Source organism: Streptomyces mauvecolor (assembly GCF_039532965.1).
In the GTDB taxonomy this organism is placed as follows: Bacteria; Actinomycetota; Actinomycetes; order Streptomycetales; family Streptomycetaceae; genus Streptomyces; species Streptomyces violascens.
The window spans coordinates 617,321-639,779 of the sequence record NZ_BAAASQ010000008.1 but is presented as its reverse complement, the minus strand read 5'-3'; the positions used below and the strand labels follow the sequence as shown (position 1 = coordinate 639,779).

The window sequence follows — 22,459 nt, the reverse complement described above, 5'->3', positions numbered from 1 at the left end:
GCGAACAGCGACGGTGCGACACCTCCAGGGAACACGCCCGCCACCCTCCGGGCGGGCCCCTTGACGCCTCCCTGTCGCGGTCCGCCCTTTCGTTGACGTCGCCTTGATGATCCGCGTATCGATAGGGTGAAGGCGGTGTGCCGGGAAGTCTGGTCGGCGTTGCGGGCCAGTGGGGCCCGCATTCGTTCCTGGGGGCGGCATGCGCGGCGTCGGTACGGTCCTGTTCCTCGTGGTGCTCGCCACGCTGGTGGCCACGGGCGCCCGCCGATGGCGCATCCCCGCCCCCTCCCTCCTGGTCGTCGCCGGTCTCACCGTGGCCCTGCTGCCGGGCAGCCCCGCGGTCCACGTGACGCCCGAACTCATCGGTCTCGTCGTACTGCCGCCGCTCCTGTACGCGAGCGCCGAGGAGATCTCCTGGCGGGAGCTGCGTGCCGTGTGGAAGCCGGTGGGGGTCCTCGCGTTCGGCCTGGTCCTGGCCTCGGCTGCGGTGGTGGGCTTCGTCGCGTCCGTACTGACGCCGCTGCCCTGGCAGATGGCGCTGGTTCTCGGAGCGGTCCTCGCCAGCACCGACCCGGTGGCGGTCACCGCGCTCGGCCGACGCCTGGCGCTTCCCCCGAAGGTCCAGGTCCTCGTCCAGGCCGAGAGCCTGTTCAACGACGCCACCTCGCTGGTCCTGTTCAAGGTCGCGGTGAGCGTCGCGGTCGCCGCATCCGCCGTCTCGTGGCCGGGCGCGGGCGGCGAGTTCGCGCTCCTCGCGGGCGGCGGCACCCTCATCGGGGCCGCGACCGCCGGTCTCGTGGCGCTGATCCGGCGGCGCACCGAGGACCCGGTCCTGGAGACCGTGATCGCCCTCGTCACTCCGTACGCGGCCTACGTCCTGGCCGAGGCCGCCCACACGTCCGGGGTCACCTCCGTGGTGGTCGCGGGGGTGCTGCTCGGCGGCCGTTCGGACCGGCTGACCAGCTCCCGCATACGCCTCCAACTGCACGCCGTGTACGGCACGTTGGTTTTCCTGCTCGAAAGCGTCGTGTTCAGCCTGATCGGGCTCTCGCTGCCCGGCCTGATCCGCGAACTGGGCGACGGCGACCGCCTGTGGCCGCTGTACGCACTCGCCCTGGCCGGCACCCTGATCGCGATCCGGATGCTGTGGATCTTCCCACTCTCCGCGCTGATCCAGCGCAGGAGCGGCAAGGCCAAGACCAACTGGCGTGTCCCCGTGGTGCTTTCCTGGGCCGGCACCCGGGGCGTGATGCCGCTGGCCGCCGCGCTTTCCATTCCCGCCGTCACGCCCGACGGCAGCACGCTCGCCGGGCGCCCCCTGGTCCTTGTCCTCACGACGGCCGTGGTCGTGGTGACCTTGGTGGTGCAGGGCTTCTCCCTTTCGGCCGTGGTCCGCCGCTCCGGCATAGCCCTTGAACCCGACCACACCGAACGCGAGGAGGCCCAGGCCCGGCTCAGCCTCGCCGGTGCCGCGCTGCGCCGTCTGGAGGAGATCGCCGAGCTGGAAGCCGTGCCCGACGTGGTCGCCGACCGGCTCCGCCGCGCCCTGCTCGCCCGCCAGGAACACGCCCGCGAACGCCTCGACGACATGGGTGGCGCCAACGGCCACACCGAGACCGCCGACCACGTCTACCGCCAGCTGCGCCGCGATCTGATCGTGGAGGAGGCCACCGAACTCCAGCGCCTCTACGACGACCACCGCATCAGCGAGACCACCCGCCGCCGCCTCCAGCGCAGCCTCGACCTGGAGGAGGCCCGGCTCGCGGACGCCTGATCTCCGCGGCGTCAGGAATGCGTCAGTCCACCATCAAGACCGGCCGTCGCACGACGACATCTCCGCCCTGCGCGCCTACGGTCCCGGCATGGGGAGACGGACGACGCATGCCGCGCCGGAAGACCGGACGCTGCCGCTCGCGTACGACACGACCTGGGCGGGCGAGGCCCGCTCCGCCGTGGGGTACGGGGCCCTGCTGTTCGCCCTGCTGCTCACGGTCGACGGACTGGCCGGCACCCTCACCGACCTGCGCGCCGCACTGTGGCTGAGCCTGGGCGTCCTGCTGCTCCTGGTGCTGTGGCCGGCCCGGGTGTCGGTGGGCCGGGGCCGCCTCGTCTCGCGGGGCCTGTTCGGCGAGCGCACCGTACGCACCGACCGGCTGGTCTCGGTGCGCTGGTCCAACGGCGTCGCCCAGCGCCTGGTGCTGCGGGACGCCGACGGCAACCGAGCTGAGCTCGACCCGAAGGTGTTTCTCGCCAATCCCCCGCTGTGGCACGTCCTCGACACCGACGCCCGCACCAGCGTCGACCGGGGCCTGCTCCGCTGCGGAGAGACGGCGCTGCGGCAGATGGCGGCGCGTATCGACAAGGAGACAGCGCGCACGGTATTCAAGGTCTCCGGCATCGACTGAACGCTTCATCCCGGTATGTACGCACCGCCGAGAACCTTGACGGGTTCTTGAAAGCCGACCCGCCGACGCCTTTCCCACGCTCACGCCGTGTTCCACGTGACCGGCGCCCTCCAGCGCATCGTGATCGGCCGCGCCGTGCGCAGCGAGGAGCCGGGCGAGACCCTGCTCTCCAAACGGCTCGCGCTGCCGATCTTCGCCTCCGCCCCGCTGTCCTCCGTGGCGTACGCGACGCAGGAGATCCTGCTCGTGCTCACCCTGGGCGGCCTGGCCTGCCTCCACATGGTCGCGACCGGCCCGATCCGGTACGTGCTCGGGGACGCACCAGTCGCCGAGTCCGCCGCGCCCCGCAGGCGCCGCTCTTCGCCCCCGGCACAGAGGCCAACCAGCCTTGATGGCAAGGACGTTGGGCCCGATGGGCAAGGAATGTCGGCCCCTCCTCCCATCCTCGGGAGGTGCCGCCAAGGGCGACGGCGTCAGGGCGACAGCATGCAGTCAGGGGGCGGAGCCTGCGGCCATGCCCTTCCGCAGACCGTAGGCACCGGCGCCCAGGACGAGGACGGCGGCTCCGGAGACCGCAGCCGTCATGGGCAGGGCGAAGGCGAGAGCCACACAGCCCGCCAGGCCCAGGACGGGCACGAGGCGCGGCGGCCGCCCCTCACCGGGTGTCAGCGTCCACGCGGCGGCGTTGGCCACCGCATAGTAGGCAAGCACCCCGAAGGAGGAGAAGCCGATCGCGCCCCGCACGTCGACGGACGCCGCGAGGACGGCCACCACGCCGACGGCCAGTTGGGCACGGTGCGGAACCTGGAAGCGCGGGTGCACCGCGGCCAGGACATGCGGCAGATGACGGTCGCGGGCCATGGCCAACGTGGTGCGCGAGACCCCGAGGATCAGCGCGAGAAGCGACCCGAGCGCCGCGACGGCCGCCCCGCCACGCACCACGGGAACCAGCCCCGGGACCCCCGCCGCACGCACGGCATCGGCCAACGGCGCGGCACTGTGCGCCAAGCGGTCCGGCCCCAGCACCACGAGCACCCCCACAGCAACAGCCACGTAGACGACAAGCGTGATGCCCAGCGCGAGGAGGATCGCGCGGGGAATGGTCCGAGCAGGGTCACGCACCTCTTCGCCGAGAGTGGCGATCCGGGCGTAACCGGCGAAGGCGAAGAACAGCAGCCCGGCCCCCTGGAGCGTCCCCCCGAAGGCCGGGTCCGCGCCGACGTCCAGGCGTACGGTGTCGGCGCTGCCGCTGGTCAGACAGACGGTGACCACGGCAACGAGGACCGTGAGAACCAGAGCAACGATCACCCGGGTCAGCCACGCGGACTTCTGAACCCCGCCATAGTTGAGCGCGGTCAGCGCCACCACCGCGGCGACCGCGACCGTGTGCGCCTGCCCCGGCCACGCATACGTGCCGACGGTCAGGGCCATCGCCGCACAGGAAGCCGTCTTGCCGACCACGAACGCCCAGCCGGCCAAGTAGCCCCAGAAGTCACCCAGTCGCTCCCGGCCGTAGACATACGTGCCACCGGACGCCGGATAGCGGGCGGCCAGCCGCGCCGAGGACGTCGCGTTGCAGTACGCCACGAGCGCGGCCAGAGCCAGGGCCACCGGCAGCCCGGAACCGGCGGCACCGGCCGCCGGGCCGAACGCGGCGAAGATCCCGGCCCCGATCATCGACCCGAGCCCGATCATCACCGCATCGAACACCCCCAGGCGGCGCTTCAATTCACCCGAACCTGCCGAAGCCCTCACCGTGGTCACGCCTTGCTCCTTCACCACAGCCGCTGCTGATCCCGGCGCACGGTAGCGGAAGAAAGCGACGCCCAGCCTTCTGCCGAGGACGTACCGGTACCAGGTGCGCGTAATCGTGGTCACCCCCCCCCCCCCAGCACGCGACCGCACCCGGAACCGACGTGGTCCCACCGCGCGGTCGCCGCACGGGTGGCGGGCATGGTATTGCCGAAAAGGCCTCAGTTGCTGGGCGCCCCTCCTGCGTCGGGCATGAGGCGCACACGGTCGTCCCAGGGAGCGAGCTTCTGGAAGAAGACGTCGTCCCGCCAACGGCCGTCGATATGGATGTGCCCACGTGACACGCCCACAGTCCGGAACCCGCACTTCTTCAGGACACGGCACGACGCCGGGTTGTCTTCCCGCGCGAACGCGTCGACGCGGTGCAACTGCAAGTCGTGGAAGGCCACGTTCAGGGCCAGCGCCACGGCGTCGGTGGCGACCCCCCGCCCATTGTGGCCACTGGAGATCCAGTAGCCGATGAAGCAGCTGCGCAGGCGCCCGAGCAGGATGTTGTTGAGGTCGACCCGGCCGACCACGGCTCCCTCGTACAGGACCACACCGGGCCACATCGCTCCGTTGTCCCTCTGCCGCAGGGCCGCTGCCACGGAGGCGCGCTGGCCGGCCTCTGTGAAGAACTCGTCCGAACGCGGAGGATCCCACGGCCGAAGAAACTCACGGTTCTGCCGGTGGAGAACCGTCAGCGCCTCGCTGTCCTCGATACTCAGGGGGCGGATTGCGGTTGCGGACATAGTGGTTCAGTGCCTTCCGCGGCGGAGATGTGGGGGACGAGGCTGCGTGCGGCCCGATGCGCCAACGGACCCGTCGCCAGTCCCGCGAGAACGAAGACGGCTGCCAGGATCGCCCAGCCGATCCTATCCAGGCCGATGACCAGGCTGGTGCACAGATACGGCCCGACCGAGGACTGCCCGGCCATGCCCATGCTGAAGGCACCGAGATACTCGGCCTGCGCGTGCTCGGGTGCAAGAGCATAGGACAGCGCCGAACGGCTCGCCGCCTGCACGATCTCGCCCCACGTGAGCACGACCACTCCCGAGCAGGCCATGGCGATCGCGAGCCACGGGTGACGACTGTCGGCGAGGCCCATGAGCAGGCTGCTCACCGCCAGCAGTACGGCGGCTTTGCGCGCGGCCCGGGAACCATCGGCCAGGCTCTCCAGATCGCGCGCCAGACGGACCTGGAGGAATACGCACATCACGGTGTTGACCACCATGAGCACGCCGATCAGCGACGTCGGAACGACCGTTCGCTCGACGATCCAGAGCGGGAAGACGACGAGGAGCACCGAAGCGTGCAGTGTCATCACCCCCGTCACTGCCGTAATCGCCAGGAACGGCCGGTTTCTGAGCGCCGCGAGCCGCTTCGGCTTTGCGTGGTGTGCGGCAGGCTCCGGTGCGGGGAAACGCATCGCGAACAGGGCGCAGGCCAGGAACGACAACGCGTTGCCCAGGACGAAGGCGTATTCGGCGAGATGGCTGTTGAAGGAAAGCAGCAACGCGGCCAGTCCGGAACCGACGGAGCAACCACCGTTGAAGAGCGACCGCATCACGGCGCGCACGCGTACTCGTGAGTGCGCCTCCGCGATCAGTGAAACGAGGGCCTGCTTGGCCGGGCTCTTCCCGAAGTCGACGAAGCCGAGAACACTGACCAGTACGAAGAAGGCCGCAAAGGTATGAACCAGCAGGTAGGCCGCGTAGCCGATCGTCTGGACGATGCTCAGCGCGATGAACACCCGGCGGGAGCCGAACCGGTCGGCGACTCTGCCCATGACTGCGAGGGCGACCACACCGGCAAACCCGGCCGCCGAGATTCCCAGGCTGACCTGTCCTGCCGACAGTCCGGCGAACCGGGTGAAATACACGACGTTGCCAGCCAGGAAGATGCCTGTGCCCAGCGCGTCAATCAGCGTCATCCAGGCCAGCGAGCGCTGTTGCCCGGGAGGCAGCATGATCTTCGACATCGACCATCGCGGGGCGCGGTCCGACGGCGCGCCGGTATTCCGGGCAGAGCTCATCGGCCCGCCTCGTGGGGTGGTAGCTGTGCGTCGACCGGGAAGCGGGCGGGGAAACGGCCTGCCGTCGGGGTCGCGGGGCTCAGCTGTCGCAGCCCCAGACAGTGGTCGAGCGCCTCCAGCGCATCGGTGCGCTTGCGGTCCCACTCGTCCAGCCGTTCCTCGTCCAGGAAGGGCAGCAGGACCGTGGCCGCGTCCCCGGGAAGCTCCCGCGACCAGGCGCGCTCCAGGGCGGAGGGAAATCTCAGGCGGTAGTGCACACTCCGGGCGACTTCCAGCGCAAGCAGCGCATGAGCAGGCGTCAGAAGCCCTGTGCGGAGCGACTGGTCCAGCAGCCAGCGTACGTTCACCAGCGGGATGGTCACCGGCTGGTAGGTCTCCGGCTCGAAAAGCAGAGCGACGTCCGCGTCGGAGTCGGTGACACCGTCGAGGTACTGCTGCGTCACCCAGCCGTACCCGGCCATGCCCAGGACACGGCATTCGGTCGCACGCAGCGCGCCCATCGACGAGGCTCCCGACATACGACGACCGGTCTGCAGAAAGGCCCGTACCTCGGTCACCGACACGGACATGTTCTGCCCGAACTCGCCGTCCAGCAGAAGGACTTCGGCAGACGTCGGCAGCTCCCCGGTCAGCTTCTCCAGATCGCCACGGATGATGGGCGGCCGCAGTTCAAGGTCGAGGCCGCGCTCCAGCGCGTCCGAGGTGAGCCGCTCGACATCGGTGGCCCGCAGTGAAGGGCCGGCATACACAACGAGCATTTACAGGTCACCGCCGGAAGTCTCGCGGGCACGGATCTTCGCGAGCGCCCGGGTGATACGGGTGCCGACCCTTCGGTGGTCGACGTGAGTGAACTCGATCCCGGGTACCACTGCCTTCACCACGGAGAAGGGCAGGTCCGGTGGGCTCAGTTCGGTGCTGAGGACGACATCCAGACCCCCACCACGCAGCCGGTCGAGCACAGTGGCCAGATCGCCGTCGACCGAACCGGTACTGAGGTCGGGGATGTCGTCGAAGGAACGCGTCGGCCGTTCCGCGCTCCAGGCGTGCAGGATGTCCTTCATGGAGTCGTACGAGGCGTGCCGACGGTAGGCCTGTGTGTCGAGGTCTTCACGTGCGCCACCGATGACGGCGAGCCGGGACTGGGCGGTCTCGGTCAGTGCCCGGTACAGCGCCACCGTCGGGTCCAGGCTGCATCCGGCCCCGCCGTTGATCAGCATGGCGTCCTGGGCGTGGGTGTCCTCGGCCGTCACGTAGAAGGAGTACATTCCGAGCCCGCTGTCACAGGCGAAGACCGACACCTCGATTCCGGCCCTGCTGAAGCGCTCGATGAGGGCCCGGGCCTGCCCGGGCAGACTGGCCTCGGTGATCCGGAATCCGAGTCTGAGCTTTTCCGCGAACGCCGTACAGTCGTGCTCGACCAATTCGTAGAGCGCGTGCAGCAATGCTTCGTCATGGGTGTTGCCCGAGGCCAGGCCGATCGTGTTGGACCGGAACATCTCACACTCGTACGGGTACGGGGTGAACACCGCCAGGGCCGGGACGAGTACTTCGACATCGCGCAGTACTTCCCGCATCGGCCACCAGCCGATCACGCTGTCCGGACGCCATCCGTGCCCGCGGCGTGGCACCAGCCGACGCGGGTCGAGTGCCAGCCCTCGGCCGTCGGCCTCCTCGTACGAGGTGCGCAGTACGGTACGGCCGCGGACCTCGCAGAAGGTCCGCTCGATGGCCTCCAGCGCCGCGGAGACCCATGCGGCGGCAGCCGTGACGCCTTTGCCGCTGGTCACCGTGTTGAGACCGGCCGCGGCTTCCGGCCTGACGCTGTGGAAGACAGGGATGCCGAGGACATCGAGTTCCGTGACGTCGGCGATGCGGGAGATACCGCACCGTTCGAGGCACGCTATGGCCAGCTCGGCCGTCTCCGCGAGGGAGCGGGCTCGATAGCCGGCGGCCAGCAGAGGATCGGCCGTTGTGGTCATGTGCTTCTCCATCAGCTTTGCTCCGCGGTGCGGTGGGCGGCCGCCATGGCCCGGGCGGCGACCATGAACGGTCGAGCACGGCGGCGGAACTCCTGGACGTCGCGGAATCCGCGGTCCAGGACGGCCGACTCGATGTCCTCGACTCCCCACAGCCGAAGGAACGCCGCGTCGACGGCACTACCCACGATCTGCGCGGCCGAGTACTGGGCCACTCGCTGGTGTGCCAAGCGGTCCAGGCGCAGCGCCTTCTCGCAGTCCGCCGCCAGCCGGTCCCGTTCGCTTTCCTCGAAGAGCCGGTGCGGGAAGTCCTGGTACACGAGGTTGCCGGGGCGCAGACGAAACGACCGGACGAGCAGGAGTCCGGCGAGTTCGGGCTCCGACGCGGTGACGCGCTCCTGGTCGGAGCAGAAACGCGTCAACAGCTCAGCGCGCTCGCTCAATCTCGCGGGCCACAGCCCCACGGCAACTGCCAGCGCGCACGGACCGGCCTCGCTGTGGTCCTCGGCCGCCCGGGTCGTCTGCCGGATGGTGTCCAGCACGTAGCGGCGGTGTCGCTCGGGATAGTCGTGCAGGAACAGTCGGGCGAAGGTGAGCAGTTCGCCGAGCGTGGCCGTCCCGGCAGCATCACCGGGCGAGTAGTCGAGGCGCCACTGACATTCGTAGCTGCTGGTCGCGACCGTGTCCACGCGTCTCGTGGGCCGGTGGGCACCGGCAGTGTCCTCGGCGAGCAGCGCTCGCACCGCAGCTTCTGCGTCGCGCGCCTTCACATCGCCGGGGTCGTCGGCCGCGACGGCCCGCAGCACACGGTCCATCTCATCGGCGATGCCCCGCTCGGCGGCCACTCGCCGAAGGGCCTGCTCGGTCCGTTCGGCGAAGTGCAGCTCGTCAGCCAGCCGCAGCAGGGAATCGGCCTGCGTCTGGGTGAGTTCTCCCTGGGCGCACAGCCAGTCCGTGCTGTGGATGAGGCTGACGAGGGCCACGGAGACGGGGTGGAAGCGGCTGTCCTCGAAGGAGTGGGCCACTGCCACGTCGGCGTCCGATTCCAGGCGGCCCGACGCATACCACTCGTGGACGGTGCCGAGCCCGCGCATGCCGAATTCACCGAGTTCCGCGGCGCGCAGTGCGCCCATGCTCGCGGCGCCCGACATGTCGGCGCCGGCTCGGATCGCGCCGATGATCTCCTTGTGCCGAATCGGCGCGCGGTGCTGATACACCCCGTCGATGATCAGGATGCGGTCCCCGGGCCCGGGTGCGAGGCGGAAGAGATCGCCGTGCTGGATCGGAGGGTGCCAGTGGACTTCGGTCAGCGTGGCCGGCAGATCGGACTTCGCGAGCGAGGGGCCCACGAACACATGCAGCGGCTTCATCCGCGCGCCTCCGCATCCGTGCGGAGCGCGTCGGGGCGCTGGAACTTGTGGCGGGCCTCGAAGTCCAGGCCGGGTGCGGCTACCCGGCAGACGGCGAAGTCCTCGCCTGCAGGGGTCAGGTCGACGGAGAGCACCGGTCGGTCTGTCAGGGCCGTCACCGATCGTGCCAGCGAAGAGAATTCCTCTTCGAACGAGACGTGACGCTCCGGTCGGCTGCCGCTTGTGACGTCCTGCCAGGTGCGCGCGCAGGTGGCAGGCGTCCTGGGCGCGGTCTCGTGCCGCCGCCGGTCGCGGTACGCGCCGAGTTCGATGTCGTCACGGGTACCGGAGATGACGGACAGTCGGCTCTGGGCGGCCTCGGTCAGCGCGCGGGAGAGCGCGAGCCCGGGCATCCGGTGACAACCCGAACCGCCGTACAGGTCCGGCATGCCTGGTTCCCAGAGGTAGACCGCGAAGACCGGGATGCCGGTGAACCGGGTGAGCTCCACGATCTCGACCCAGCAGCCCGCTGCACGGAACCGGTCGATGAGCGAGGCACACAGCGTGTCGTCGACCGTGTCGGGGTCGACGTACCGCCGCTGAGTGACATCGAGGCGGGGCAGCTCGGCCACACAGTGGCGCTCGATCAACTCCAGCAGTGCGTGCACCTGAGCCTCGGCACGGGTGTTCCCGCCGGCCAGGCCGTTGCTGGAGCTGACAAAGGACTTCGGGGCCCAGCCCAGTCCGGCGCGGCCGTCCAGTGCCACCAGGTCGACGGGGAGCCAGCTCGGGGTCCCGCCGAGGGCGGTCTCGGCCTGGCACCAGGTGACGGCCGAATACGGCGTCACGATGCTGGGCCGGGCCAACGAAAGGTCGGTGACCTGGTAGGGCAGTTCCAACTCCGCAGCGGATGCGGTCACGGAGTTGGCGGGCTCGTACGTCTCGGCGACGGCGACCTCGATTCCTTCCATGACCGCGGAGAGCTTGGCCAGCAGTGGTGTCATTCCCTTGCCCTGGCTGGTCGTCAGCGTGGTGGCCGCCGGGCGCACAGCCACGTAGACCGGGATGCCGAAGTAGTCGAGGCCCGTGACATCCGCGACGCGCGTTATGCCGTAGTCCGCGAGGCGCGGTGCCAGCACACGCCAGGTCTCTTCCGGCATACGCGCGCGTACCGTACCCGGGAGCTCGAAACGGCGGCCGTCGCCCGTCATCGGCGGCGTGCCTGCAGCGCGGCGGCACGCGCTATCAGGTCCTGCAGATCGGGTTCGCCGAGGAATCGGCCCATTGCGGTGCGAATCCACTCCGTCTTCTCGGCTGTCGGCAGAAGATGATGCGAAGTGCTTCGCGGGTCCTTTCCGATCCGTTCGATGATTGCCTCGGAGATGGCCCGCACGGTTTCCTCCGCATTCGGTTCGATCACCGTGCATTCGAGGTGAAGTGAACTCTTCTCGGCAACTTCCACTTCGCAGAACATTCCTTGGGGAATGTACAGTACGGTGTCGGCGGCCAAACCGTATCTACGGACCTCCGGCGTTGCTCGTCCGCCGATCTTCCACTCGCTCGCGCCCTCCAATTGGATGACAAAAGTGTGGGTACCGGCCGGCCGTTTCCGTTGCTCCCGACTGCCTGCCGGCGCGAGGAAGGCGTACGATTCGACGATCGCGCTGAATTCCTCTGTGAATACTTCCAGCAGTCGATACACGGATTCTTGCCAGTGGTCCGGCTGGTTCAGTCGCAGTGTCGCACCATCGCAAAATGCCCGACGGGCGGCATCCGGGTCGACAAGGTCATTCAATCGGTTTCCGACGACGACCCGCGACCTCACTGTGGCCGCCGGGTTCACCAGCTTCCCGTCCTTGATGACGGAGAAGTACGGGTGGCTCAGGAGACCGCAGTCGATCATATCGGTGATCTCGCGCTCCGTCAGCATTTCCGCAGGTAGATCACTTGCCTCGAAAACCGCAGGTGTGCTGTTCCAATGAGCAGCGAAAAAGGACGCCCGGTCTTCGACCAGATTGTCCAGACAGAAAGGCACGGTAGCTCCCGCCAGGTAGATCAGTCAGTTCATCGGCACCGCGCGCCGACTGTCAGGTGACCCGCCTGCCGCGCATGGTCGCCAGAGCGTTCTGGACAACCGTGGCGTCGTCCAGAGTGCCCAGAAGGGCCGCAACCGATTCCGAGACTTCGCCGACTCGCTGCTCGGCCGTCAGTCCGGCACTCCGGGCCGCAAGGTCCTCCCCGGCGGGCGAGGACAACCACGAGTCCACGACGGCGCGGACCAACGCCTGGGGCGTGGGTTCCGTGAGCGTGTAGGTGAGGTGGAGCGACCAGCCGCCGACCGCCGTCGCAGCGTGCGGGTAGCCATGCGGCAGGTACATGACGTCCCCCGGCTCCAGCACCTCGATCCGGGGCGGAGCGGTGATGTCCACGTCCAGTCCCGAGTCACTCCTGGGAACCACTCCGGGATCGTAGAGATGCCATTCCTTCCGGCCCTCCAGTTGGATGACCAGCACATGGGAACCGTCCCGGTGCGGCAGCATCCCCGTATTGTCCTGCGGCGTCAGAAAAACGAATGCCTTTGCCTCGACAGGGAGGGCGGATTCGATCCCCCTCAGCAGGTCGCGTGTACCTCGGTGCCAGTCCTCGACCTGATTGAGCTTCAATGTCGCACCATTGTCAAGGTGCCTGGAAACCCCGGCGGAAGCATACCCGGAAGATGTGCGGCCGTTGACGCTACGGGATTCTGTCAATTCGCCGAGGGCGGGCTTGACGCCCTCCTTGAAAACGGAGAAGTAGGGCCACCTGAGCAAACTGCGATGCAGCAGGGAGTCGATCGCGTTCCGGGTGATGAAATCCTCGGGAGCAATGCAGTTCCGGATGATCGCTACCTCTGCGCCACCGAAACGTGACCGCAGCCCATCCGGTCCGTCAAGGATGTTACTCAGCGAATCACTGGCGGACATGAACTGTCACTCCCCGCTTGCGCAAATATTTCAGCAGACCACTCGGGTCCGCCAGATACATCCTGACGGACCCGACTCAACCGCGCACTATCAGGCGAAGTCGATGTTCTCGATCACCATCGGGCTGAGCGTCTCGACCTCGAAGTGCTCGTCGAGGCCGGCAGCGTTGAGCAGAGCCTCGTCGCTGTTGGCGGTGAAAGCCTCGCGAATGGTCTCCATGGGGACTCCAATCTTTGTTGGATCAAGAGAATTCACCATACACATCGAGCAAGATCACCGGCCAAGAGGAAGGGCGCGTTTTTGCGTACTCATTAATTATCGGGTTCGGGCATAATGTGCATTAGAGGGCCAAACTGCTACGAGGTGCACGCCGCCCGCGACGGCACCGACGAAGCGCCGGAACACGGCGGGGGTGGCGACACAGCCGCTGCGCCGCGAGCGGCCGATCACCTCCGATGCCGGTCATGGCAGGTCTTCCCTTTCCCGACCGCCTATCCGGAGGACATCCGGCGACCGTACGTCCCGGTCGGCCGCACCTGACCGTCCGATGGGCAGCGCCTCGACGAGACTCCCTGGAACGCGGAGGTCGATCACACGGGATTCGCTTCGCTCGAAGACGGGGCTCCACTCGCCGGGGCAGCGTCTGCACAGGTGCAGGTCCAGCGGGGGCGGTCCCAGCAGGGCGCCTTTCGGCGGGTGGTGTTTGCTGGATGCCGAGCGCCACGCGGACACCGCTTGGCGCAGTTCGGTCTGACGGCGCATCCGGGCAGGTTCAGCCCGCCGGCCGAGGACGGCACCTTCCGTGACGCCGTCTCCGCCAAGAGCCAACAGGGTGAACACAGCAACGACCAGGCCGGCTTCATGATCTCGCCCCGGCGTTCACCAAGCACCACACCGCCTCGGCGAGCGGCCCGACCTCGCCTCCGCCTCCATGGCGTCGGCCGTCGTCCCGGACTGCCCCCCACCCTCCGGCGCCCCGCTCCATGCCGCCGACACCACCTCCCACCAGGTCAACGACCTTCGGGGCAGTGCACGTCCCGAAGACACACAGCACTCCGCAAAGGCAGGCACCGCCATGCCCACCATCGGCATCATCCTCGGCAGCACCCGGCCCAACCGCGTCGGCGACCAGGTGGCGCACTGGGTCCTCGACCACGCCTCGCGCCGGACCGACGCCCGCTTCGAGCTGCTCGATCTACGCGCCCCCTGCCCCACCTCGACGAGCCGATGCCGTCGTCCCGTCGGACCCGCGTCGGGACTCGACGGCATCGGGCACCTGGGCTTCGCGTGGGGCCCCGCCGACGGCGAACCACCGGTGGTCACCGGCATGGGCATCGCCCGCAGCCGGCAGGGCCTCATCATCGAGCTCCACACGATCGTCACGGAGATCCGCCCGGCACCCTAGGCAGTCCTCTCGCCGTGAAGCACTCGCCCGTGCTGGCGCAATTCGCTCACGTGGCCCGAGCCCCGTATGAACCGGGGAAGCGTCGCCCCCGGGTCGGGCACATCCAGTTCCTCAACTGCCTGCCGATCTCGAACGAGTCGTCATCGGCCACCGGATCGGACCGCCTGCCGGACCTGACGCCATCCAGTCAGTCGAGGACCGCAGTGGCCTCGATCTCGACCAAATGCTGGGGAACATCCAGCGCCGCCACACCGATCAGCGTGGCCGGCGGCACCGGCACCAGCCCGAGCCTTCCGGCAGCCCGGGCAACCCCGTCCATGAGCAGGCGCATCTTGTCGGGCGTCCAGTCGACGACGTAGACGGTCAGTTTCGCCACGTCGCGAAAAGTCCCACCGACCGCAGCCAGGGCGGTGGCGACGTTGAGGTAGCACTGCTCCACCTGAGCGGCCAGATCGCCGACGCCGACCGTGACCCCGTCGAAGCCCCACGCGACCTGTCCGGCGATGAATACCGTCCTCGAACCCGATGCGACCGCGACCTGCCGGTAGGCGTCGACGGTGGGCAGCCCGTCGGGGTTCACCAGGGTGATGGCCATGCTCTTCCTGCCTCCTCGTGCTCTCTTGCGGTTACTCGGAAACCGTAGGAGAGTGACCGCCGACCTGGAAGAACGCACTTTTCGGTGACTGGGGAACCCCATGGTGACCAAGCAGCTCAAGGACTCGGGCCAGGCCAGGGACGAGGCCGACGTGACGCGGGCGGACTCCCTGGCGCGGGAGATCTTCTCCGACATCGCCAACAAGTGGGCACTCCTGATCATCGAAGCCGTGGGTGACCGCACGCTGCGGTTCACCGAACTCCGTGACGTGGTCGAAGGCATCAGCCACAAGATGCTCACCCAGAACCTGCGCCTGCTGGAGCGCAACGGCCTGATCGACCGGACCGTCCACCCCACCGTGCCACCACGCGTCGAATACACCCTCACCGAGCCGGGCCGTGCCCTGCGCGCGACGGTCGACGGCATGTGCGACTGGACCCACCGCTACCTCGCCGACATCGAAACCGCCCGCCAGCGCTTCGACAGTCCCTGAACCGACTGGTCCTCGTCCACCAGAGCTGCCGACGGCCCTGCTCGCGGACCTCGGGGCCCCGCGCACATGCCGACCCGCGCGATCACGTCGTCGCGGGAGAGGAGGCAGTCGGCGCTCTTCGCGCTCTCGCTCCGTCTCGCACAGCACGGACGGTGGTCCCCGGAGCGCCGCGTCCTCACCTTGCCGAGGTGGATGGAAGGCTTGAGACATGGCCCTTCGCGCATGGCTGGACGTCCGGCGTTTCTGGCAGCCGGGGCCCGCGCCCGCGCTGCTGGTGATCCCGCTCGCACTGATCGTCACCGTCTCCGTGGTGGACGTACTGGCTCCGCCGCACATCCACCTCGGCCCACTGCTGGTGGCAGCGCCCGCGATCACGGTGGCGTTCGCCGGCCCCCTCACGACGGCGGTCATGGGCGCTCTCGCGGTAGCAGCCCAGGTGCTGATCAGCGTGCTCAGGGGAGTTGCGGGCACCGCCAACATCCAGGCTCAGATCGCTGCCCTGATCGTCGTCTCGGCCGTCTGCGTCACCGTCTGCGTGGTCCGGGGCCGGCGCGAGGAGCAACTGCACCAGGTGCGGTCGGTGGCCGAGGCGGCTCAAAGAGTGCTGCTGCAGCCACTGCCCGCACACGCCGGCCCGCTGCGGATCGCCGGCCTCTACATCCCCGCCGAGGAGGAAGCCGAGCTGGGTGGAGACCTGTACGCGGCCGCACGCACCGCCCACCACAGCACCCGGCTCCTCATCGGCGACGTGCGCGGCAGCGGTCTGGGCGCCATCAGCAACACCGCCCTGCTCCTCGGCGCTTTCCGGGCGGCCGCCCACCGGCAAGCCACCCTTCCCCGCCTCGCCGTCCATCTGGACGCCGCGTTCCGCTGGGACACCAGACAGTGGCGGCCACCGACGGAGCAGGACACCGTCGAAGACTTCGCCACCGCCGTGCTGCTCGACATCCCCGACCACGAGCCGGTCGTCCACCTCATCAGCTGCGGCCACCCGCCGCCGCTGATCCTCCGCGGAAACCGCCTCATCCCACTCGTGGCCGAGGCGAGCCACCTTCCGATCGGATTCGGCGGGACCTTCGGCATCGCCGACTACACCGTCCAGACCTTCCCGTTCGAGCCCGGCGACCTGCTCCTCCTCTACACCGACGGCGTCATCGAAGCACGCAACACCGACGGACGGTTCTACCCGTTCACCGATCGCGCACCACAGTGGACCACGGACGACCCCGACGAACTCCTGCGCCACCTCCAGGCCGACCTCCTGGCCCACGTCCACGCACACCTCGACGACGACGCGGCCGTCGTCGCCATCCGCCGCACGGCATCCGCCCCTCCACCATCCAACCCGGCCCTGTGAACGAAGCCGGCGCGTCATGTGATCGAGCGTGTCATCGGGGAGCCGCACCAAGCACCGTTCCTCTGGCCATCGTTGGGTGCGGCTGCTGCCCCACCAGCAAACGAGGGTTCTGCACGCCGTCTGGAAGTCGACGCCGCCTTGGCGCCCGGAGAAGGGAAACCCGCAGGTCAAGCCCCTTTGGGCGGCGCAGTGGTCGCTTGTGGTCGGACGCTGGAAGCACCCACTCCCTGTCTCGCCTCCCGGAGGCGATCCCCATGCGTACCAGCGCCGGCCGCGGCCGCACCACCCTCTACCGCTGCCTGGCCACCCCCTCCCGCGCCCTCGGCGATGGCGTCCGACAACACCGCTTCCCCCACACCCCGCTTCTCCCCCGGTCCTGCGCCGCCCACCGGCACCGGAACGACGTATCTGGACGGCAGAGGAAGCTGCACGGTTCCTCACCTACTGCCACCAGGCCGACCCCGAGATGGCCGACCTGTTCGAGTTCCTTATCGGCACCGGCATGCGCAAGGGCGAAGCCCTCGGCCGACTCCGCGCCCCCGCACCGCCGGCCTTCACCACCACGGCCAACCAGCCACGGACTGGGCGTGCGACCACCATGGCCCCAGACACACCGAAGGCCGCCCTCTCATGGATGAGAGAACGGCCTCCGACCTGCTCAAAGCATGGTCGGGACGACAGGATTTGAACCTGCGACCCCTTGACCCCCAGTCAAGTGCGCTACCAAGCTGCGCCACGTCCCGATGCCCGTCCGACCTGGGGATTTCCCCGGCCATTCGTGCGTGAAAACCATACCAGGGTGAATCCAACGCTTGGTTCGCCGAGCCCGGCGGCCGGATCAGGGATCCCGACCGGGAACCCGCCGCGCCACCTGCACCCACCCGCAGGGGTGTCCGGCAGCGGAGGCGGGGTCAGCTGGGGGCCTTGTGCCGAGGGTTCGTGGAGGGCTTACTCGCGGACGCAGGTACAGGTGCTGGTGCTGGTGCGGTTGATGCGGCGGGAGATGTGCATCTGGGAGTGCCGAGTCCGTCGGCGATGGCGTGCTGTGCTTCGTCTTTCGGCGGACTCACCCGTCTCCGGCGCATCGCCCAGGACAGCGCCGATGAACATCGCCTTGGAGGCCCGGCCATGACTACCCTCGCCCCCACCGTCACCGCCCAAGCGGCGCTGATACGCGACCGCCAGGTACACGCCGAGGAACTCCCCCTCTACCTCCGCCCCCACCCTTGACGCCGCTTCTTCGGGCTCCCCATACTGGCGGCCAAATCGATTTGGCCGATTGCATGTGGCTCCCGTCCGGGCCGGTCCACGGCTGAATTCCGCGCTCGCGACCCGAACGGAGCTCGCACGTGTCCCGTCCCCGCCGCATCCCGCCCCCAGCGCCCGCCCACGTCACCGCCCCGGACTCCCCGACCCCCGCCGGCCCGGCGGACACGGCCCCGGCAGCAGCCCGCACCTCAGCCGATGCCGGGCGCGAAACGCCCCATCCCGTCGACGCGTCACGCCCGTTCGGGCGGATCCTGCTCTTCGGCGTTCAGCACGTACTGGTCATGGCCGCAACGCCCATCTCCGCCATCTTCCTGATGAGCGCCACGCTGCGGCTGGACGCGGGTCTTACCGTCGATCTGCTCTCGGCCGCCTTCGTCCTGTCCGGCCTGGGCTCGTTGATCCAGTCGCTCGGGCTGTGGACGTTCGGGCCCCGGCTGCCCTTCGTGATGCTGCCGGGCGGCGCGCCGCTGGTCCTGTTCCTGGCCATCGCCGACGAGCACGGCCTGCGCGTCGCGACGGGCGCGGTCATCCTCACGGCCCTCTTCACCTTCGCCGTACTGCCGGTCTTCGCACGGCTGTTGAAGTACTTCCCGCCCCTCGTCATCGGCACGATGATCGTCATCGTCGGCGTGAATCTGGTGAAGGTGGGGGCGGGCCTGGTCACGGGGCGGCCCGGCGAGCACGGCTTCGCCGATCCGGGCCGGCTCGGGCTGGGCCTCGCGACCATCGGGTTCACGGTCCTCGGCCACCTGCTCCTGCGCGGCGTCCTGCGTCAGCTCTCCGTCATGCTCGGCCTGATCGCCGGTACGGTCCTCGCGCTGCTGCTCGGGGACGTGAGCCTCGGGCACCTGAGCCAGGGCGGCTGGCTCGACGTGCCGCGGCTCGTGCCGTTCGGCTCGCCCCGGTTCGACGTACTGGCGGCCCTGCCGCTCATGCTCTACAGCCTGGCGTCCATGGCCGAGGCCACCGGCCAGACCGTCATCAACGCCGAGGCGGTGGGCAAGGAGATCGACCAGCGGGTGGCCGTGCCCAGAACGATCCGCGGCGATGCGCTCGTCTCGGCGCTCGGCGGCATGTTCGGGATGCCGTTGATGGTGACGAGCGGGGAGAACATCGGGATCGTCCGCGTCACGGGGGTGCGCAGCCGCTACGTCACGGCGGCCGCCGGAGTGTTCCTCATCGCCATCGGGTTCCTCGCGCCGGTGACCCGGGCCATCAGCGTCGTCCCGGCCGCGGTGGTCGGAGGCACCGCCATGGTCGTGTTCGCGGTGATCACCGTGCTCGGCGTGCAGATGCTCGCCCGCTGCGATCTCGACCGGCACACCAACACGTTCATCTGCGCCGTCGCCCTCGCGCTCGGGCTGCTGCCCATCCTCGTCCCCGACGTCTACCAGGGCCTCCCCTCGACCGTCCGCATCCTGCTCGAAAGCGGCGTCGCGGTCGGCGCGTTCGTCGCGGCCTTCCTCAACGTCCTGTTCCACCACGTGGGACCGGCCCTCGCCGGCCGGCTGTCCCTACGCCCCGATCTGCGCACCGAAGGCAACCGATGAACCAGCTCATCCAGGAACGGCTGCGCGCCCGCGGCCCCCTCCTCCTCATCCCCGACGCGGTCCTGCTGCCGGAAGGAGTCATGGAGCTGTACGCGGTGGTCGTCTCCGCCGGCTCCTTCGAGGCGGTGGGCCCGACCGAGGAACTGGAGCGCGCCCATCCGAACCTCCAGGCCCTGCGCCTGCCGGGCCACCTGCTCATGCCGGGCTTCGTCGACAGCCATCACCATCTGACCCAGAGCTTCGGAGCAGCCCTCGCCTTCGGCGAACCCTCCGAGATCTTCCGCCGGGTGTGGGTGCCCCTCGAAGGCGCTCTGGACGAGGAGTCGGCCTATGTGGCGGCGAAGCTCGCCGCGCTGGAGTCGCTGCGCGGCGGGTTCACCACCGTCACCGACGCCGGCACGCGTGCCGATGTGGACACCGATGTCGTCGCCTGCGCCGCGCGGGACGCGGGGATCCGCTGCGTCCTCGGGCTGATCTGCGACGACGCCCATGAAGGCGCCGATTCCGCCGCGGTGCTCGAAAGGGCCGAGAAGCACCTGGCCGCGTACGGCGACGATCCGCTCATCCACCCCTCCCTCGCGATCTCCATCCCCGAGGCCGCCACCAACGCCACCCTGCACGCGACGGGCCGCCTCGCCACCGAGGCCAGAGCGGTCGTCCAGATGCACGTCAACGAGCACCTCGCGGCGGTCGAACGCTCCCTGCTGCGCCACGGGCTGCGCCCCCTCGAACACCTCCACAGCATCGACGCGCTCGGCCCCCACCTCCTGGCCGCCCACACCACCCTGCTGTCACCGCGCGAGGTGTCGCTCCTGGCCGACACGGGAACGGCCGTCAGCTACAACCCCGTCGCCAGCGCCTGGAAGGGCAACGCGGTGGCGCCCGCGACCACCCTCGCCGAGCGGGGCGTGCGCTTCGGGATCGGCAGCGACGGCACCCGCGGTGACGGGTTCCGCCTCGCCGACGCGGCCGAGTTCGCGCAGCGCCTCACGTACGGGCTGGCCACGGGTGACTCGTCCTGCGGAGCGGGCTGGACCTGGCTGGAGCATGCCACCGCAGGAGGCGCGGACGCCGTCGGCCTCGGCGGCCGCACCGGCACCATCGGCGTCGGCATGGCGGCCGACTTCCTCCTGGTGGACGTGTCCACGCCGGAACTCGCGCTGTCCCGGGACCTGCCCTGGGAGTTGGTGCGCCGCGGCAACCGGGACCAGATCAGCGCCGTCTTCGTCGCGGGCCGACTGCGCCTGTGGCACGGCCTGCCCGTCGACTGGGACGGCCCCGCGCTCGTGCGCCGCGCCGCCGCGCTGGCGCGTACCGCCGTCGCCAGGGCGCCCATCACCCGCGCCCACCCCACCTCGACGGCTGCCCGCGCAGCGGCGACCGCCCGGCCCCCTGCCGCCCGCACGACAACAGCGCACCCCCGCACACAGGCAGGCGGCATCCCCGCACAGAACGCCCCAGCACGGAACCGGAGCACCACACAGTGACCGCGCAGACCCTGGTCGTCCTGGCCATCACCGTGGGGATCGCCTCATTCGTCCAGGGCGGCAGCGGGCTCGGCTTCGCGCTGGTCGTCGCCCCCGTGGCCGGCATCGTCGATCCCTCGCTCCTGCCCGTCTTCGTCCTCGCGTCGATGATCCCGCTCAACCTGTACGTCGCATGGCGCGAACGAGCCTCGCTCGATCTGCGCGGGGCCCGCTGGATCGCGGTGGCCCGGCTCGCCGCCACGCCGGGCGGGCTCGCCCTGCTCTGGATCATCCCGGATCGCAGCATCGGACTGTTCGTCGGCGGTGCCACGGTCGCGGCGGCGCTGGTGAGCCTGGCCGCACCGGCCTTCGCGCCCAACCGCGCGGCGTACGTCGGCGCGGGCCTGGTCACCGGCCTCACGGAGACCGCGACCGGGGTCGGCGGCCCGCCGCTCGCCCTGGTCTATCAGCACCGGCCGCCCGCCGAGCTCCGCTCCACCGTCGCCGCCTGCTTCCTGGTGGGTGAAGTGGCCTCGCTCGCCCTTCTGTTCGCCACGGGGCGAGGGCGCGTCGCGGATCTGGGCTGGGCGATCGCGCTGCTTCCGGCGATCGCCGCGGGGGCCTGGCTGAGCCGGGTGGTGCATCAGCGCATCGATGCCCGACGGATGCGGCTGTTCGTGCTGGTCTTCGCGCTGGTCTCCGGCACCGTGCTCATCGCCGGTCCCTGAGCGAGGAGGCGCGCGCGATCAGGGCCGGGGCGGGCGGTGCCGCCGCGGAGGGTGCGGTCGCGGCGCCGCGCAGCCCCGCGAGGAGCAGTTCCACCGCGTCGGACGCGGCCCGGTCCAGATGCAGGTCGACCGCCGTCAAAGGGGGTTGGCAGGTGCGGGCGCGCAGCCCGTCGTAGCGGGTGGCGACCATGACGTCGTCGGGGATGGAGCGTCCGCTGTCCCGGATGGCCCGTACCGCCCCGACGGCGAAGGCGTCCACCAGGGCGCAGACCGCGTCCGTCTCGGGGTGCGCGGCCAGCAGCGCCTTGCAGCGCTCGTACGCCTCGTCCTCGCCCCCCGCCTCGGGCCATGCCTCGACGACGGGGGCCCAGCCGTGCTCGGCGGCCAGCCGTTCGTACGCGGCGCGGGCGTCGACCGACGAATGCCGCGAGCCCGAGCCCACGACGAGCGCCGGATGCCGGGCCCCCTGCTCCCGTAGATGCGTGAGGAGCACACTCGTCACCCGGTCGCCCCACAGATCCACATAGGGCGCGTCGTCGTCCGCCGCGACCGGCCGGCCCAGGGCGACGTACGGCAGCCCCCGCTCGCGCAGTTGCGTCGCCGCCGCGTCGTCGACGTCGGGCTCGACGACGATGGCCCCGTCGATGTCGAGGGAGTAGAGCGCGGACCCGGACTGCACGGGCGGCACCAGCACCAGCGCATAGCCGTGGACGAGGGCGCTCTCCGCGGCCGCGGCAGCCACCTCCATGTAGAACCCGAGCCGCGACGGCCCGCCGGCCACCGCGAACGGCATGGACGACACCAGCGCGATGGCCTTCGCCTGGCCGGTACGCAGGCGCTGCGCACGCAAGTTGGGCCGGTAGCCGAGCTCCAGGGCGGTCTGCTTGATGCGCTCCCTGGTTCGGGGATCCACCTTGCCGAGCCCGTTGAGCGCGTGCGAGACCGTCGTACGCGACACCCCCGCGACGCGCGCGACATCGGCGATCGTCGGCGGCTTGGCACCGTGAGGCGAACCGGAAGCGGGCATCTGCGGGGGCACTCCTCTGCTGCGACGGGCGACGGGGCGTGGCCCCATCT

Annotated in this window: 20 protein-coding genes, 1 tRNA gene and 1 pseudogene; 9 read left to right on the top strand and 13 right to left on the bottom strand. The window is 69.7% G+C overall.

Going from position 1 to position 22,459, the window contains the following annotated elements:
- Window positions 1–199 precede the first annotated feature (199 nt).
- The 3 genes and pseudogenes from ABD346_RS10875 to ABD346_RS10865 all read left to right on the top strand — a co-directional run.
- Window positions 200–1,774, top strand: coding sequence for a Na+/H+ antiporter (locus tag ABD346_RS10875; protein WP_344374057.1), 1,575 nt, complete (start codon window positions 200–202; stop codon window positions 1,772–1,774).
- Window positions 1,775–1,862: 88 nt separating this feature from the next.
- Window positions 1,863–2,405 (top strand): hypothetical protein, encoded by a 543-nt coding sequence (locus ABD346_RS10870; RefSeq protein WP_344374056.1) that lies wholly within the window; start codon window positions 1,863–1,865, stop codon window positions 2,403–2,405.
- A gap of 87 nt (window positions 2,406–2,492) precedes the next feature.
- Window positions 2,493–2,684: pseudogene (locus tag ABD346_RS10865) on the top strand (hypothetical protein); the annotation flags it as partial.
- 213 nt (window positions 2,685–2,897) lie between these two features.
- Here ABD346_RS10865 and ABD346_RS10860 read toward each other — a convergent pair.
- The 10 genes from ABD346_RS10860 to ABD346_RS10815 all read right to left on the bottom strand — a co-directional run bounded on the left by ABD346_RS10860 (window position 2,898) and on the right by ABD346_RS10815 (window position 12,738).
- Entirely contained in the window at window positions 2,898–4,169 is a 1,272-nt protein-coding gene (locus tag ABD346_RS10860; protein ID WP_344374055.1) for an APC family permease, read from the bottom strand.
- A gap of 209 nt (window positions 4,170–4,378) precedes the next feature.
- Window positions 4,379–4,948 carry a GNAT family N-acetyltransferase gene (locus ABD346_RS10855; RefSeq protein ID WP_344374054.1) on the bottom strand — a complete coding sequence of 190 codons (570 nt, stop codon included), beginning with the start codon at window positions 4,946–4,948 and terminating at the stop codon, window positions 4,379–4,381.
- Window positions 4,921–6,231: an MFS transporter gene (locus tag ABD346_RS10850; RefSeq protein ID WP_344374053.1), complete on the bottom strand. Its 1,311-nt coding sequence runs from the start codon at window positions 6,229–6,231 to the stop codon at window positions 4,921–4,923. Before ABD346_RS10850 ends, ABD346_RS10855 begins: the two co-directional genes overlap by 28 nt.
- Window positions 6,228–6,989 (bottom strand): TfuA-like protein, encoded by a 762-nt coding sequence (locus tag ABD346_RS10845; RefSeq protein WP_344374052.1) that lies wholly within the window; start codon window positions 6,987–6,989, stop codon window positions 6,228–6,230. The genes ABD346_RS10850 and ABD346_RS10845 overlap by 4 nt, the downstream gene beginning before the upstream one ends.
- Complete coding sequence (locus ABD346_RS10840) at window positions 6,990–8,210, bottom strand: YcaO-like family protein (protein WP_344374051.1); 1,221 nt, start codon at window positions 8,208–8,210, stop codon at window positions 6,990–6,992.
- A gap of 11 nt (window positions 8,211–8,221) precedes the next feature.
- Window positions 8,222–9,577: a TfuA-like protein gene (locus tag ABD346_RS10835; protein WP_344374050.1), complete on the bottom strand. Its 1,356-nt coding sequence runs from the start codon at window positions 9,575–9,577 to the stop codon at window positions 8,222–8,224.
- Window positions 9,574–10,716 (bottom strand): YcaO-like family protein, encoded by a 1,143-nt coding sequence (locus ABD346_RS10830; RefSeq protein ID WP_344374048.1) that lies wholly within the window; start codon window positions 10,714–10,716, stop codon window positions 9,574–9,576. The genes ABD346_RS10835 and ABD346_RS10830 overlap by 4 nt, the downstream gene beginning before the upstream one ends.
- 47 nt (window positions 10,717–10,763) lie before the next feature.
- A complete protein-coding gene (locus ABD346_RS10825; protein WP_344374047.1) occupies window positions 10,764–11,591 on the bottom strand; it encodes a hypothetical protein in 828 nt (275 codons plus the stop codon).
- Window positions 11,592–11,643: 52 nt separating this feature from the next.
- On the bottom strand, window positions 11,644–12,519 hold the full coding sequence (locus tag ABD346_RS10820) for a JmjC domain-containing protein (RefSeq protein ID WP_344374046.1): 876 nt from the start codon (window positions 12,517–12,519) through the stop codon (window positions 11,644–11,646).
- A gap of 90 nt (window positions 12,520–12,609) precedes the next feature.
- Window positions 12,610–12,738 carry a hypothetical protein gene (locus tag ABD346_RS10815; protein ID WP_344374045.1) on the bottom strand — a complete coding sequence of 43 codons (129 nt, stop codon included), beginning with the start codon at window positions 12,736–12,738 and terminating at the stop codon, window positions 12,610–12,612.
- Between the two features lie 856 nt (window positions 12,739–13,594).
- Here ABD346_RS10815 and ABD346_RS10810 point away from each other — a divergent pair.
- Complete coding sequence (locus tag ABD346_RS10810; protein WP_344374044.1) at window positions 13,595–13,924, top strand: NADPH-dependent FMN reductase; 330 nt, start codon at window positions 13,595–13,597, stop codon at window positions 13,922–13,924.
- 187 nt (window positions 13,925–14,111) lie between these two features.
- Here the strand turns inward: ABD346_RS10810 and ABD346_RS10805 are convergent, their stop codons facing one another.
- Window positions 14,112–14,519: a RidA family protein gene (locus ABD346_RS10805; RefSeq protein WP_344374043.1), complete on the bottom strand. Its 408-nt coding sequence runs from the start codon at window positions 14,517–14,519 to the stop codon at window positions 14,112–14,114.
- Between the two features lie 100 nt (window positions 14,520–14,619).
- Here ABD346_RS10805 and ABD346_RS10800 point away from each other — a divergent pair, with 100 nt between their 5' ends.
- Window positions 14,620–15,012 carry a winged helix-turn-helix transcriptional regulator gene (locus ABD346_RS10800; protein ID WP_344374042.1) on the top strand — a complete coding sequence of 131 codons (393 nt, stop codon included), beginning with the start codon at window positions 14,620–14,622 and terminating at the stop codon, window positions 15,010–15,012.
- Window positions 15,013–15,220: 208 nt separating this feature from the next.
- Window positions 15,221–16,369, top strand: coding sequence for a PP2C family protein-serine/threonine phosphatase (locus tag ABD346_RS10795; RefSeq protein WP_344374040.1), 1,149 nt, complete (start codon window positions 15,221–15,223; stop codon window positions 16,367–16,369).
- Window positions 16,370–17,035: 666 nt separating this feature from the next.
- Here ABD346_RS10795 and ABD346_RS10790 read toward each other — a convergent pair.
- Window positions 17,036–17,112 (bottom strand) — tRNA-Pro (locus ABD346_RS10790).
- Between the two features lie 606 nt (window positions 17,113–17,718).
- On the opposite strand from ABD346_RS10790, the gene ABD346_RS10785 reads away from it, so the two are divergent.
- Genes ABD346_RS10785 through ABD346_RS10775 form a run of 3 tightly spaced genes read left to right on the top strand, consistent with a single transcriptional unit; the run spans window position 17,719 to window position 21,382 of the window.
- A complete protein-coding gene (locus ABD346_RS10785; protein ID WP_344374039.1) occupies window positions 17,719–19,188 on the top strand; it encodes a uracil-xanthine permease family protein in 1,470 nt (489 codons plus the stop codon).
- Window positions 19,185–20,675 carry an amidohydrolase family protein gene (locus tag ABD346_RS10780; protein ID WP_344374038.1) on the top strand — a complete coding sequence of 497 codons (1,491 nt, stop codon included), beginning with the start codon at window positions 19,185–19,187 and terminating at the stop codon, window positions 20,673–20,675. Before ABD346_RS10785 ends, ABD346_RS10780 begins: the two co-directional genes overlap by 4 nt.
- Window positions 20,672–21,382, top strand: coding sequence for a TSUP family transporter (locus ABD346_RS10775; RefSeq protein ID WP_344374037.1), 711 nt, complete (start codon window positions 20,672–20,674; stop codon window positions 21,380–21,382). The genes ABD346_RS10780 and ABD346_RS10775 overlap by 4 nt, the downstream gene beginning before the upstream one ends.
- On the opposite strand, the gene ABD346_RS10770 is transcribed toward ABD346_RS10775, so the two are convergent.
- Window positions 21,366–22,409: a LacI family DNA-binding transcriptional regulator gene (locus ABD346_RS10770; protein ID WP_344374036.1), complete on the bottom strand. Its 1,044-nt coding sequence runs from the start codon at window positions 22,407–22,409 to the stop codon at window positions 21,366–21,368. The genes ABD346_RS10775 and ABD346_RS10770 overlap by 17 nt on opposite strands.
- Window positions 22,410–22,459: the final 50 nt, after the last annotated feature.